This is a genomic window from Ramlibacter sp. 2FC (assembly GCF_005503345.1).
GTDB lineage: Bacteria > Pseudomonadota > Gammaproteobacteria > Burkholderiales > Burkholderiaceae_C > SCMQ01.
In genome coordinates this window covers 1-11,848 of the sequence record NZ_SCMM01000083.1, presented here as the reverse complement: position 1 = coordinate 11,848, position 11,848 = coordinate 1, and the positions used below count along the sequence as shown (strand labels likewise).

The 11,848-nt window shown below is 69.6% G+C and carries 14 protein-coding genes; 5 read left to right on the top strand and 9 right to left on the bottom strand.

Annotated elements, in window-relative coordinates:
* Window positions 1–196 precede the first annotated feature (196 nt).
* On the bottom strand, window positions 197–655 hold the full coding sequence (locus tag FFS10_RS21560; protein WP_137896652.1) for a universal stress protein: 459 nt from the start codon (window positions 653–655) through the stop codon (window positions 197–199).
* Window positions 656–963: 308 nt separating this feature from the next.
* On the opposite strand from FFS10_RS21560, the gene FFS10_RS21555 reads away from it, so the two are divergent.
* Window positions 964–1,632 (top strand): lipoate--protein ligase family protein, encoded by a 669-nt coding sequence (locus FFS10_RS21555; protein WP_137916528.1) that lies wholly within the window; start codon window positions 964–966, stop codon window positions 1,630–1,632.
* A 21-nt stretch (window positions 1,633–1,653) separates the two neighbouring features.
* On the opposite strand, the gene FFS10_RS21550 is transcribed toward FFS10_RS21555, so the two are convergent.
* The 6 genes from FFS10_RS21550 to mltG form a co-directional block, all read right to left on the bottom strand.
* Window positions 1,654–2,310, bottom strand: a complete 657-nt coding sequence (locus FFS10_RS21550; RefSeq protein WP_137896650.1) for an ankyrin repeat domain-containing protein — start codon at window positions 2,308–2,310, stop codon at window positions 1,654–1,656.
* Window positions 2,310–3,116: a TatD family hydrolase gene (locus FFS10_RS21545; RefSeq protein WP_137896649.1), complete on the bottom strand. Its 807-nt coding sequence runs from the start codon at window positions 3,114–3,116 to the stop codon at window positions 2,310–2,312. Before FFS10_RS21545 ends, FFS10_RS21550 begins: the two co-directional genes overlap by 1 nt.
* 69 nt (window positions 3,117–3,185) lie before the next feature.
* The gene (locus FFS10_RS21540; RefSeq protein WP_137896648.1) at window positions 3,186–3,548 is read right to left on the bottom strand and encodes a PilZ domain-containing protein; all 363 of its coding nucleotides are present in this window, start codon (window positions 3,546–3,548) and stop codon (window positions 3,186–3,188) included.
* Between the two features lie 57 nt (window positions 3,549–3,605).
* Window positions 3,606–4,619 carry a DNA polymerase III delta subunit-related protein gene (locus FFS10_RS21535; RefSeq protein ID WP_137896647.1) on the bottom strand — a complete coding sequence of 338 codons (1,014 nt, stop codon included), beginning with the start codon at window positions 4,617–4,619 and terminating at the stop codon, window positions 3,606–3,608.
* Window positions 4,616–5,269, bottom strand: coding sequence for a dTMP kinase (gene tmk, locus FFS10_RS21530; protein ID WP_137896646.1), 654 nt, complete (start codon window positions 5,267–5,269; stop codon window positions 4,616–4,618). Before tmk ends, FFS10_RS21535 begins: the two co-directional genes overlap by 4 nt.
* A gap of 4 nt (window positions 5,270–5,273) precedes the next feature.
* Complete coding sequence (mltG, locus tag FFS10_RS21525; protein WP_137896645.1) at window positions 5,274–6,257, bottom strand: endolytic transglycosylase MltG; 984 nt, start codon at window positions 6,255–6,257, stop codon at window positions 5,274–5,276.
* Between the two features lie 66 nt (window positions 6,258–6,323).
* Here mltG and ygfZ point away from each other — a divergent pair, with 66 nt between their 5' ends.
* On the top strand, window positions 6,324–7,268 hold the full coding sequence (ygfZ, locus tag FFS10_RS21520; RefSeq protein ID WP_249931382.1) for a CAF17-like 4Fe-4S cluster assembly/insertion protein YgfZ: 945 nt from the start codon (window positions 6,324–6,326) through the stop codon (window positions 7,266–7,268).
* A 6-nt stretch (window positions 7,269–7,274) separates the two neighbouring features.
* Here ygfZ and FFS10_RS21515 read toward each other — a convergent pair whose 3' ends face one another.
* The gene (locus tag FFS10_RS21515) at window positions 7,275–8,147 is read right to left on the bottom strand and encodes a YbgC/FadM family acyl-CoA thioesterase (protein ID WP_137896644.1); all 873 of its coding nucleotides are present in this window, start codon (window positions 8,145–8,147) and stop codon (window positions 7,275–7,277) included.
* The gene (locus FFS10_RS21510) at window positions 8,144–9,106 is read right to left on the bottom strand and encodes an alpha/beta hydrolase (protein WP_137896643.1); all 963 of its coding nucleotides are present in this window, start codon (window positions 9,104–9,106) and stop codon (window positions 8,144–8,146) included. The genes FFS10_RS21515 and FFS10_RS21510 overlap by 4 nt, the downstream gene beginning before the upstream one ends.
* Window positions 9,107–9,159: 53 nt before the next feature.
* Here FFS10_RS21510 and gbd point away from each other — a divergent pair, with 53 nt between their 5' ends.
* From gbd to FFS10_RS21495, 3 genes are all read left to right on the top strand, one after another.
* Window positions 9,160–10,296: a 4-hydroxybutyrate dehydrogenase gene (gene gbd / locus FFS10_RS21505; protein ID WP_137896653.1), complete on the top strand. Its 1,137-nt coding sequence runs from the start codon at window positions 9,160–9,162 to the stop codon at window positions 10,294–10,296.
* A gap of 261 nt (window positions 10,297–10,557) precedes the next feature.
* Window positions 10,558–11,274, top strand: a complete 717-nt coding sequence (locus FFS10_RS21500; RefSeq protein ID WP_137896642.1) for a LuxR C-terminal-related transcriptional regulator — start codon at window positions 10,558–10,560, stop codon at window positions 11,272–11,274.
* A 125-nt stretch (window positions 11,275–11,399) separates the two neighbouring features.
* Window positions 11,400–11,813 (top strand): nucleotidyltransferase substrate binding protein, encoded by a 414-nt coding sequence (locus tag FFS10_RS21495; protein WP_137896641.1) that lies wholly within the window; start codon window positions 11,400–11,402, stop codon window positions 11,811–11,813.
* The last annotated feature ends 35 nt before the right edge of the window (window positions 11,814–11,848 follow it).

Below are 11,848 nucleotides of genomic sequence, written 5' to 3'. Positions count from 1 at the left end.
AAAAACTGCACTGCTGATTGCTACCGTTTCGGTAGCAGCGTACCAAGAGCCCGCGCAGGCTCAGGGCACTACCCCCCTCGCCCACCGCCTGGGGTCTGTAATGCAAATTGTGTAAAGTAAAATGCGCGAGAATCAACAAAGTGCGACAGCCTCAGGAATCCGGACAGCCCTGGCACGGCTGCCCGGTCCTTCATCCTCAGGGCTTGGCCGGCTCTTCCCGGCGAATCAGCAAGACCGGCACGGGGCTGGTCCTGGCGACCAGCTCGGCGTTGCTGCCCAGGGCCATGCGGCTGAAGCCGCGGCGCCCGTGCGTGCCCATGACGACCAGTTCACAGTGGTGCTGCTTGGCCTGGGCCACGATGACATCGGCCACACGCTCCTGGGCGACTTCGCGCAGCACGGTCTCGCAATGCACGCCCTTGTTCTCGGCGGCGTGCTTTCCCTTGTTGAGCACTTCCAGGCCGTAATGCCTCAGGCCCTTGAGCATGTCCTGGTAGTTCGCCACGGCGGACATTTCGACCAGCATGGCGAAATCGTCCACGATGTGCAGCAGCACAAGCCGGGCCTTGAGCTGGGCCGCCAGACCGATGGCCTCCTGCAGGCCCGATTCGGCCGTGTCGCTGCCATCCAGGGGAACAAGAATTCGCTGGTACATGGGGGCTCCTCATGGGCCGGAAAACCGATGAAGCCCGCCGCCGGCCATCCGTACGGGCCAAGTCATTCTGGCGCGTCTGGGCGCACCATGCATCCTGTTACGCCCCGGGTTGCGATAGGTCACATTGGCCCCGTCCGCCTGCGCTACATTAGGCCCAGCATATAGGGCGAGTCGGCCGCTGGGCCGGCTGCGGCAGCAGCGCCCCTCGCCTTTCCTCGTCGACGTCCAGGAGGTTCACAACCATGAGCCATGGCAGTGACTTTGCGTTTAAGGCCCCGCTTGGCGGGCATGGGCACGGCCGGGCCAGGATGCCGCTGGTTCGCACCCGCGTGGGCAGTCTGCCCGCGGTCGTCCTCGGCGACGCCCAGCGCGAACTCTGGTCCGAGCCCGCCGCGCCGGCGCGTGTGCGCGCAAGCGCCGGCAGTGCCATCTTGTCGGGCCCCTGGCTGTTGCGCACCGTGGTCCTGCTGCCGCGCGCGCATGGGCTCCTCCAGGGCGGGCCCTCAGCCGCCGCCGGCTGGTTCGGCGAGGTGCACCGCCGCTGGCTGCAGGCGCAGGGCATCGCCGGCGCCGCGGTCTACCTCGGACGCAAGACCCAGCATTGGGCCTGCTTCGCGGAGCGCGCGCCCGGCGAAGTGGTGGTCGGCGAACGCAAGATCGTCGGCATCGCCCAGGCTTGGTTGCCGGGTGGGCTGCTGCTGAGCTCGGGCGTGCTGCTTTCTCCCCCGCCCTGGTCCCTGCTCTGTTCGGCGCTGCACCGCCCCTACAGCGCGACCGCCCTGCTGGAGGCCTTGAGCGTCAGTGCGGCCGACTGCCTGGGGCGGGCGGTCGATGCCCAGGCCTGGGCCGACGGCCTGCGCTATGCGTTGCGGCTGGCGCTGTCGCTTGCGGGCGTGGCGGCGCCAGGATCCGTCATGAGGGCCGAGACGGTGGCCCCGCTTGCCACATGTCTGGGGTTGCAGGGGCCAGTGGCCTGACTCAGCGCATGCCGGACCGCCTCACCAGCTGCCGCGCGGCTGGCGTGCGCGCACCGCAGCCGCGATCAGATCGGCCACGTCCTTGCGGTTGCCACGGAAGGCGAAATCGATCGCGCTCAGGCCCAGCCGGTTTTTCAGCAATGGGTCGGCGCCGGCGTCCAGCAGCAGCTGCACCGCCTGCGGCGTGCCGTAATGCGCGGCCATCATCAGGGGCGTGCTGCCGTTGGGCGACTCGGCGTCGATGTAGGCATGCTCGTCCAGCAGCAGCTGCATGAGCTCGAGGTGGCCATGGGTGGCCGCGTAATGCAGCGGCGCCCAGCCGGGCTTGTTCACATCCGCGCCACGGGCGATCAGCAGGCGGGCCAGTTCGAGCTGGCCCTTGAGCGCGGCCATCATGAGCGGGCTTTCGTCCTGGGCGCTGCGCGCCTCGACGTCGGTCTTGGGCCAGTCGATCAGCGTGCGCGCCACCTTGGGCGAGGGCTCGCGCACCGCGAGGTACAGGCCGTGCAGGCCCTTGGGGTCGCGGGTATTGGGGTCGAAGCCGCGTTGCAGCAAGGACTGGACGGTGCGCGCATCGTCCTGCTGCACGGCCTTGAAAAAGTCCTCATAGGAACCCGCGTGAGCGACGGAAAGTCCAATAATGACAAATAGATAGAAAATTTTCTTCATCTGATTCATCACGATTGAACGCGCGTGAACAGGCGCTCGAAATTGGCGCTGGTATGCTGGGCAATCTGCTCCACCGGGCATTGGCGCAGCTCAGCCAACTGCCGGGCCACGAAGGGCACGTAGGAGGGGTTGTTGGTCTTGCCGCGGTAGGGCACGGGGGCGAGGTAGGGGCTGTCGGTCTCGATCAGCAGGCGGTCGGCGGGCACCAGGCGCGCCACCTCGCGCAGGTCCTGGGCGCTCTTGAAGGTCAGGATGCCGGAGAACGAGATGTAGTAGCCCAGGTCCAGCGCCGCGCGCGCCACCTCACGGGTCTCGGTGAAGCAGTGGAACACGCCACCGGCCGCCTGGCTGCCGCCGTCCTCGCCCTCCTCTTTCAGGATGGCCAGGGTGTCGTCCGAGGCGCTGCGCGTATGGATGACCAGCGGCAGGCGCGCCTCGCGCGCGGCGCGGATGTGGGTGCGAAAACGCCGGCGCTGCCACTCCAGGTCGGCCACCGCCCGGCCGCCCTTGCGTTCGTCCATCTGGTAGTAGTCCAGGCCGGTCTCGCCAATGGCCACCACGCGCGGCAAGGCGGCGCGCGCCACCAGGTCGGCCTGGCTGGGCTCGGTCACGCCCTCGTTGTCCGGATGCACGCCGACCGTGGCCCAGAAGTTGTCGTAGCGCAGGGCCAGGGCGTGGACCTCGGGAAATTCTTCCATGGTCGTGCAGATGCACAGCGCGCGGCTGACCTGGGCCTGGGCCATGGCCTCGCGGATCGCGGGCAGCTGCTCCGCCAGCTCGGGGAAGGTCAGGTGGCAATGGGAATCGGTGAACATGGCATCCAAAAAAATCATGCCGACCTGGGGGCCGGCAGCGTCAGCAAAGTCGCAGGGCCCGCTCGGGCGTCAAATCGTCTGTGTGGGCCGGTCCGAGGTCAGGTGGGCGCCCAGCAGCTCCTCGATCTTGATCTTGAGCAGCCGGGACTTTTCATCGGAGGGAAAGCGCACACCCACGCCCTGCGTGCGGCCCCCCACGGCGCGCGCCGGCGTGATCCAGGCCACCTTGCCCGCCACCGGGTAGCGTTGCGGGTCCTCGGGCAGGCTGAGCAATACGTAGACATCGTCGCCCAGCCGGTAGTCGCGCGTGGTGGGGATGAAGATCCCCCCTTCGGCGAACAGGGGGATGTAGGCCGCGTACAGCGCGGCCTTCTCCTTGATGGCGAGCTGGATGACGCTGGGGCGCGGCGCGATGGGTGGGGTCTGGCTCATGGACACGGTATCAGGCTGCCGAGTGTAGCGTGACAAATCCGCTCAAGGGCCTGGCACTCACTGGGCCACGCCTCCCAGCACCTCGCCCGCCTGGCTCGCCAGCGCCTCCAGCATCAGGCCGGCCTGGAAGGGGTGCTCGACGGTGCGCGCGCTCTGGGCCAGCTGCTTGAACCACTGCGCCAAGGCGCCCGGCGCAGCCTTGCTGGCCGGCAGGTCGGCCAACTCGAAGTAGCGCGTGGCGGCCCCGGCCTGGCGCGCCATCAGGTCGTGGCAGAGCTTTTGCAGCATGTCCACCGCCTGGGCCGGCGTCAGTTCGGCCAGCGCCGCAGCCTCGCCGCGCGCCAGGGCGCGCGGCAGGCGCGACCAGATGGCGGGCGTGCAACCCGATTGCGCGAGCTGCAGGGCATCGGCCGGGCGCCCGCCCGCGGCGCGCAGCAGCGCCGGCGCGTCGGAAGCGGGCAGCCCCTGCGCCTGCAGCCAGGCGAGCGCCGCCTCCGTGGTGGGCCAGGCCAGGGCGTGCCCCAGGCAGCGGCTGCGGATGGTGGGCAGCAGCTGGTGGGCCGCCTCGCTGGCCAGCACGAACTTGACGTCGCCCGCGGGCTCCTCCAGGGTCTTGAGCAGGGCATTGGCCGTCACGGTGTTCATGCGCTCGGCCGGGTAGACCAGCACCGCCTTGCCGCGCCCGCGCGCGCTGGTGCGCTGGGCGAACTCGACCGCGTCGCGCATGGCGTCGACGCGGATCTCCTTGCTGGGCTTGCGCTTCTTGTCGTCGATCTCGGCCTGGGCCTTCTCTGACAGCGGCCAGTCCAGGGCCAGCATCGCCGTCTCGGGCATCAGCACGCAGAGGTCGGCGTGCGCGCGCACATCGATGGCGTGGCAGCTGCCGCAGGCGCCGCAGGCACCCTCCTCCAACGGCCGATCGCAAAGCCAGGCCCGCACCAGGGCCAGGGCCAGCTCGTACTGCCCCAGGCCGGAAGGCCCCTGCAGCAGCCAGGCGTGGCCGCGCTGCGCGAGCAGTCGGCGGGCCTGCTCGGCCAGCCAGGGGGCCAGGGGAGCGGCGCTGGCGCTCATGCGCTTTTCCCACCCGGCAGCACCGCGGCCCGCAGCTGCGCCCAGACCGCATCGCGCGGCCGGGCCGCGTCGATGCGCACGAAGCGCCCGGGCGCCTCGGCCATGCGGCGCGCATAGCCTTCGCGCACCCGCTCGAAGAACGCCACCGGCTGGGCCTCGAAGCGGTCGGGCTGGCGCGCGTCGGCCAGGCGCTCGGCCGCGATGGCAGGCGGCAGGTCGAACCAGATCGTCAGGTCGGGCTGGCGCAGCGCGGCGCCGGGTGCATCGCCCAGGCGCTGCACCCATTGCTCCAGCGTTTGCAGCACGGCCAGGTCGAAGCCGCGGCCGCCGCCCTGGTAGGCGAAGCTGGCATCGGTGAAGCGGTCGCACAGCACGACCTCGCCACGGGCCAGGGCCGGCTCTATCACCTGGCGCAGATGGTCGCGCCGCGCGGCGAAGATCAGCAGCGCCTCGGTCAGCGCGTCCATGGGCTGGTGCAGCACCAACTCGCGCAGCCGTTCGGCCAGCGGCGTGCCGCCGGGCTCGCGGGTCAGCGCGACCGTGCGGCCGCCGGCGCGCAGGGCCGCGGCCAGGCCCTCGATGTGGGTGGACTTGCCGGCCCCGTCTATGCCTTCGAAGCTGATGAAAAAACCGGTGTGCGAAGCGCTCATGGTCTCATTGTCCACGCTGGAAGCGGTTCACGGCCCGGTTGTGCTCCTCCAGCGTGGCGCTGAACTCGCTGTGGCCGTTGCCGCGCGCCACGAAGTACAGGGCCCGGGTGGAGGCCGGCTGCACCGCCGCCAGCAGCGCGGCCTTGCCCGGCATGGCGATAGGCGTGGGCGGCAGGCCGGCGCGCGTGTAGGTGTTCCAGGGCGTGTCGGCCAGCAGGTCGCGCTTGCGCAGGTTGCCGTCGAAGGCCGCGCCCAGGCCATAGATCACGCTGGGGTCGGTCTGCAGCAGCATGCCCTGCCGCAGGCGGTTGGCGAACACGCCGGCGATCATGGGGCGGTCGGCCGGCTGGCCGGTCTCCTTCTCGACCAGGCTGGCCAGGATCAGGGCCTGGTCCGGCGTTTTCAAGGGACTGTCGGCGGCGCGCCGGGCCCAGGCCGCCTGCAGTTGCCGGTCCATGGCGTGCAGGGCGCGGCGCAGCACGGCCAGGTCGCTGGCACCCTTGGCGTAGGTATAGGTGTCGGGGAAGAAGCGGCCCTCGGGCGGCGTGGCCGCGCGTCCGAGCTGGCGCATGATCTCCTCGCCGCTCAGGCCCTGGGTGTCGGGCCGCAATTGCTCGGCCTTGGCCAGGGCCTCGCGCAGCTGGCGGAAGTTCCAGCCTTCCACCAGGGTCACGCTGCGCAGGCTTTCCTCGCCGCGCACCAGCTTGCGCAGCAGTGTCCACGGCGTGGTGCCGCGCGGCAGCTCGTAGTTACCGGCGCGGATCAGGCGCGCCTGGCCCGAGAGGCGGAACCACCAGAACAGCAGTTCGGGCGGCAGCTGCACGCCGGCCTCGACCGCGGCCTGGGCCACGCCGCGCGGCGTGGTGCCGGGCTCGATCGACAGCTCCACCGGGTCGGCGGCCAGCGCCAGCGGGCGGTTCAGCCACCAGGCCGCGCCCGCGCCCAACAAGGCCACGCACCACACTCCCAGCCACAACCATCGACGCACAGCCTTACCGACCTTCCTATATCCTGTTCGCAGACCCTAAAACGAGGGCCGATGATAATTCAGCCCATGACATCGACTGCAAGCATGGACAATGCGCCCGCCGCCCTCAACGGCGTGGCCCCCCTGCCCCATCTGGGCGTGATCAAGGTCGAGGGCGAGGACGCCGCGCGCTTCCTGCATGGCCAGCTGACGCAGGACTTCGCGCTGCTGGGCCCCTCCGAGGCGCGCCTGGCGGCCTTCTGCTCGGCCAAGGGACGCATGCAGGCCAGCTTCGTCGGCTTCAGGCGCGGCCCCGACCAGGTGCTGCTGGTTTGCAGCCGCGACGTCCTGCCCGCCACGCTCAAGCGGCTCACGATGTTCGTGCTGCGCGCCAAGGCCAGGCTCAGCGACGCGACGGCCGAGTTCCAGCTGTTCGGCCTGGTCGGCGAGCCGGCCGCGGCCCTGGCCGGGCCGGGCTCCGCGCCCTGGTCCAAGACCGATCGCGGTACCGCCACCGTGGTGGTGCTCTACCCGGCGGGCGGGCAGCCGCGCGCGCTCTGGCTGGCCCCGGCCGGCGAAGCCGCGCCCGAGGGCGCCGCCCTGGCTGCCGGGCTGTGGGCATGGAGCGAGGTGCGCAGCGGCATCGCCTGGATCAGCCAGCCCATCTTCGAAGCCTTCGTTCCGCAGATGCTCAACTACGAGTCGGTCGACGGCGTGAACTTCAAGAAGGGCTGCTACCCCGGCCAGGAGGTGGTGGCGCGCAGCCAGTTCCGCGGCACGCTCAAGCGCCGCGCCTACCTGGCGCATGCCGAGGCGAGCATGGCCGCCGGCCAGGAGATCTTCGCCGCGGCCGACCCCGGCCAGCCCTGCGGCCTGGTGGCCCAGGCGGCCGCCGCGCCCGCGGGCGGTTTTGACGCCATCGTCTCGCTGCAGATCAGCGCCGCCGAAACGGGCGCGCTGCGCCTGGGCGCGGCCGACGGGCCGGCGCTGAGCCTGCTGCCCCTGCCCTACTCTCTGCGCGACGACATCTGACGCCCCTCAACGCGGGGCGTCGGCCAGCGGCAGCACCATCTCGATGTGGGGAATGCCGACCTCGTCGAAGGGCTCGCCGCGCGGCACGAAGCCCAGGCGCCGGTAGAAGCCCTCGGCGCTGCGCTGGGCGTGCAGCAGCACCTCGCGGTCGCCGCGCTCGCGCGCGGCCGCCAGCAGGGCCAGCAGGATCTCGCGGCCCAGCCGGGCGCCGCGCAGGGCGCGGTGCACGGCCATGCGCCCGATCTGGCCCACACCGGGCGCGGGCTGCAGCAAGCGCCCGGTGGCCAGCGGCTGGCCCATGCGGTTGTAGGCCACGGCGTGCAGGGCCGTGGCGTCGGCCTCGTCCCACTCCATGTCCTGCGGAATGCCCTGCTCGCGGATGAAGACCTCGTGGCGCACCTGCGCGGCGTCGGCGCCCAGCGTGGCCCAGTCGCCGCTGCGCAGGGCGAGTACCGGCTGGCCGGCCTCGTAGCCCTCCAGCGTCTCGCGCAGCAGCGCCGGCACCGGGCGCGAGGTCTGCGTCGCGGGGTCGGCGAACACGTAGACCAGCTCGCCCGTGATCAGCAGCTGGTCGCCGCGGAAGATGGCCCCGACGAATTGCATGGACGAGTTGCCTATGCGCGCGCAGCGCAGGGCAATGTCGATCTGGTCGTCGAGCTGGGCCGAGGCGTGGTACTCCAGCGTGGCCTTCTTCACATAGAGGTCGCCTCCGAGCCGCCGCAAGGTCTCCTCGTACGGCAGGGCCAGGGCGCGCCAGTAGTCGGAAATCGCCGTGTCGAAGTACATCAGGTAATGCGCGTTGAAGACGATCTTTTGCATGTCCACCTCGGCCCAGCGCACGCGCAGGCGGTGGAAGAAGCGGAAGTCTTGGCGTTTCATGTTTGCTCGGTTTGGAAGGCGTGGCGCAGGGCCCGGCCGGCGTCGGCATGGGCCTGCAGGGCTTCGGGGATGACGCGCCCCATCTTGATGAACTCGTGGGTCACGCCGCGGTAGATCTCCAGACCGACCGGCACGGCGGCCGCGCGCAGCTTGTCGGCGTAAAGCAAGCCTTCGTCGACCAGCGGGTCGCATTCGGCCAGGCCTATCCAGGCCGGCGCCACGCCCTCGGCATCGGGCGCGTTGAGCGGGGCGAAGCGCCAGTCCTCGCGCACCTCGGCAGCTATGTAATGGTCGAAGAACCAGCGGATATGCGTGTCCTCGAGCAGGAAGCCCTGGGCGAAGGTCCGGTGCGAGGGCGTGTCGGCGTGCGCGGCGCAGCCCGGGTAGATCAGCAGCTGCAGGGCCAGGGGCAGGCCGGCGTCGCGCGCCTGCAGGGCGCAGACCCCGGCCAGCGTGCCGCCCGCGCTGTCGCCGCCCACGGCCAGCCGCGCCCCGTCCAGGCCCAGCGCACCTGCCCGGGCTGCCACGGCCTGCAGCGCGTCCCAGGCGTCGTGCACCGCCACCGGGAAGCGGTGCTCGGGCGCAAGCCGGTAGTCCACCGAGATCACGGCGCAGTGGCCGTGCCGGCTCAGCTCGCGGCACAGCACGTCGTGCGTGTTGATGCTGCCTATCGTGAAGCCGCCGCCATGGAAGTAGACCAGCACCGGCAGCACCTCGTCCGACGGCGCGTACAGGCGCGCGGGCAGCGGATGGCCGTCACGGGCGGTGAGTGTGAAGTCCTCCACCCGCGCCAGGGCCAGCGGGCGCGGCTCGAGAATGTCGGCCCCGGCCGCGTAGAAATCGCGCGCCTGCTGCGGCGTCAGCGCATGCAGCGGCGGGCGGCCGGCACGCGCCATGCGGTCCAGCACATGGCGCATGGCCGGCGTCAGCAGCGCGCGCGGGTTGCGAAGGTGACTCATCGGGAAAGGTGGATCGGCGTAAAGTGAGCCTCCCATCGTACAAGGGCGTTGCCATGGCCTTCATCAACTACGTGACACAGATCCAGTTCGAGTTCGGCGCCGTGCGGCTGCTGCCCGCCGAATGCGAGCGCGTAGGCATCCGCCACCCCCTGGTCGTGACCGATGCCGGGGTCAGGGCGGCAGGTGTGCTGGACAAGGCGCTCCAGCCGCTGGAAGGGCTGCCGGTGGCCGTGTTCGACCAGACCCCCTCCAACCCGACCGAGGCCGCCGTGCGCGCGGCCGCGGCCCTGTACCGGGCCCAGGGCTGCGACGGCCTGATCGCCATCGGCGGCGGCAGCGCCATCGACTGCGCCAAGGGCGTGGCCATCGCCGCCACGCACGAGGGCCCGCTGAAGACCTACGCCACCATCGAGGGCGGCTCGGCGCGCATCAGCGAGCGCGTGGCGCCGCTGATCGCCGTGCCCACCACCAGCGGCACCGGCAGCGAGGTGGCGCGCGGCGCCATCCTCATCGTCGACGACCACCGCAAGCTCGGCTTTCACTCCTGGCACCTGGTGCCCAAGGCAGCGATCTGCGACCCCGAGCTCACCCTGGGCCTGCCGCCCAGGCTCACCGCCGCCACCGGCATGGACGCCATCGCCCATTGCATGGAAACCTTCATGGCGCCGGCCTTCAACCCGCCGGCCGACGGCATCGCGCTCGACGGCCTGGAGCGGGGCTGGGCCCACATCGAGCGCGCGACCCGCAACGGCGCCGACCGCGAGGCCCGCCTGAACCTCATGAGCGCCTCCATGCAGGGCGCCCTGGCCTTCCAGAAGGGCCTGGGCTGCGTGCACTCCCTGAGCCACAGCCTGGGCGGCATAGACCCGCGCCTGCACCACGGCACGCTCAACGCCCTGTTCCTGCCCGCCGTGATCCGCTTCAACGCCCAGGCCGAATCGGTGCAGCGAGAAAGGCGCCTGGACCGCATGGCGCGGGCCATGGGCCTGCGCTCAGGCGGAGACATTCCCGAGGCGATCCGCGACATGAATGCCCGGCTCGGCCTGCCCAGGGGCTTGGCCGAAGTGGGTGTGACGGCCACCCAGTTCGACGCCGTGATCGCCGGCGCCCTGGCTGACCATTGTCACAAGACCAATCCGCGTGTCGCCAGCGCTGAGGATTACCGGGCTATTTTGTTACAGGCAATGTGAGCCCTGGGGGCGCAACACCACCAGAGGAAAATGCAAGCAAACGCAGCAAATCGACGCAACTTCAAGAAAGTTAGCACAATTATCAGCAACTTCGGCATGACGGCCGCGAGAACCCGACCGTCCAGCCTCCTTGAAACTTGATGTAAGTCAAAGGTTTACAAATCCATCCTAGTAAACGCATAGAAATGCGTCTATATATGTAACTGAAACCGCAAAAATGTAACGCGCGGCCTACTGAAATGTCTGGTAGGGAGAAATGCAATGTCCGAAACTGCAACGCCGATACGCGTCTTGCTGGTCGACTCGCGTCCCGTCGTGCTCAAGGGTTTGAACGACCTGATCAATGCCAAGAAACCCAGGATGGAGGTCGCGGGGAACGCCGACCGCTACGCCAGGGCCCTGGATCTGGCGGATCGCCTTCATCCCGACGTCATCCTGTTCAGCTTCTTCCCCGACGCGCTGGATCCGTTGGAGGTCATTGCCGGACTTGCACGCCAGGGCGACGCCAAGCTGCTGGTGCTCAAGGGCTTGTACGACGATGTTCCGGTGGCCAAGGCCATAGAGGCCGGCGCGCGCGGCGTCGTGCTCACGGAAGACCCGACCGGCTCCATCACCCGCGCCATCATCAAGGTGCGCGACCGCAGCGTGGGGCTGGACCGCGCCTGGACCGGCGGGCTGTCCAACCTGGCGACGCGCGAACATGCCCATGTCGTGAACCACCCGGAGCAGTCGAAACTGGCCCGCCTGACGCTGCGCGAGCGCGAGCTGATCCGCGCCATCGCAGCCAACCCCTCCGACAAATACATGACCATCGCCCAGCGCCTGGGCATCAGCGAGCACACGGTGCACAACCACCTCAGCAGCGTCTACCACAAGCTCGGCCTGATCAACCGCATCGACCTGCTGGTCTACGCGCTCAAGCACCGTCTGGTCGAGGGCGAGGAGCATCCGGATTCGGGGTGGGTGGAGATCAACTGAGGGTGCGGCCAGCCCGCGGCTGCTCTCCGATGCGGGGCGCCGGTGGCGTATGCCGCGCAATCGGGCATGAGGCGGCCAGCCACTTCAAGCGACAATCGGGCAAGGAATTTGCCAAGGATCGAGTGATGACGGAGCCCGACGTGCGCTGGCAGCAGCGCTTTGCCAATTACAAACGCGCGCTGCGCCAACTCCAAAACGCAGTGGAGCTGAGCCAGCAACGCCCCCTCTCGCGCCTTGAACAGCAAGGCATCATCCAGGCCTTTGAATTCACGCATGAGCTGGCCTGGAACGTGCTCAAGGACTACCTGCAAGATCAGGGCAACCAGAACATCCGCGGCTCCAAGGATGCGACCCGCGAAGCCTTCAAGGTTCAACTCATCACCGACGGCGAAGCATGGATGGCCATGATCCAGAGCCGCAATATCTCGTCCCACACCTACGACGAACGTACGGCCGACCAGCTGGCGGCCGCCATCATCGACCGCTACCACGACCAGTTCGTGGCACTGCAGACCGAGATGGAGAAGTACCTGCCGTGAGCGCCCTGCCCGCCAGCCCCCCGTTCGGCCTGCCC

Excerpts from the sequence above, each read along its gene's own strand:
- FFS10_RS21495 (WP_137896641.1), top strand. The coding sequence starts at position 11,400 with ATGACGGAGCCCGACGTGCGCTGGCAGCAGCGCTTTGCCAATTACAAA.
- FFS10_RS21555 (WP_137916528.1), top strand. The coding sequence starts at position 964 with ATGCCGCTGGTTCGCACCCGCGTGGGCAGTCTGCCCGCGGTCGTCCTC.
- FFS10_RS21545 (WP_137896649.1), bottom strand. The coding sequence starts at position 3,116 with ATGTTCACCGATTCCCATTGCCACCTGACCTTCCCCGAGCTGGCGGAG.
- FFS10_RS21540 (WP_137896648.1), bottom strand. The coding sequence starts at position 3,548 with ATGAGCCAGACCCCACCCATCGCGCCGCGCCCCAGCGTCATCCAGCTC.
- gbd (WP_137896653.1), top strand. The coding sequence starts at position 9,160 with ATGGCCTTCATCAACTACGTGACACAGATCCAGTTCGAGTTCGGCGCC.
- tmk (WP_137896646.1), bottom strand. The coding sequence starts at position 5,269 with ATGAGCGCTTCGCACACCGGTTTTTTCATCAGCTTCGAAGGCATAGAC.
- FFS10_RS21535 (WP_137896647.1), bottom strand. The coding sequence starts at position 4,619 with ATGAGCGCCAGCGCCGCTCCCCTGGCCCCCTGGCTGGCCGAGCAGGCC.
- ygfZ (WP_249931382.1), top strand. The coding sequence starts at position 6,324 with ATGACATCGACTGCAAGCATGGACAATGCGCCCGCCGCCCTCAACGGC.
- FFS10_RS21500 (WP_137896642.1), top strand. The coding sequence starts at position 10,558 with ATGTCCGAAACTGCAACGCCGATACGCGTCTTGCTGGTCGACTCGCGT.
- FFS10_RS21560 (WP_137896652.1), bottom strand. The coding sequence starts at position 655 with ATGTACCAGCGAATTCTTGTTCCCCTGGATGGCAGCGACACGGCCGAA.
- FFS10_RS21550 (WP_137896650.1), bottom strand. The coding sequence starts at position 2,310 with ATGAATCAGATGAAGAAAATTTTCTATCTATTTGTCATTATTGGACTT.
- FFS10_RS21515 (WP_137896644.1), bottom strand. The coding sequence starts at position 8,147 with ATGAAACGCCAAGACTTCCGCTTCTTCCACCGCCTGCGCGTGCGCTGG.
- FFS10_RS21510 (WP_137896643.1), bottom strand. The coding sequence starts at position 9,106 with ATGAGTCACCTTCGCAACCCGCGCGCGCTGCTGACGCCGGCCATGCGC.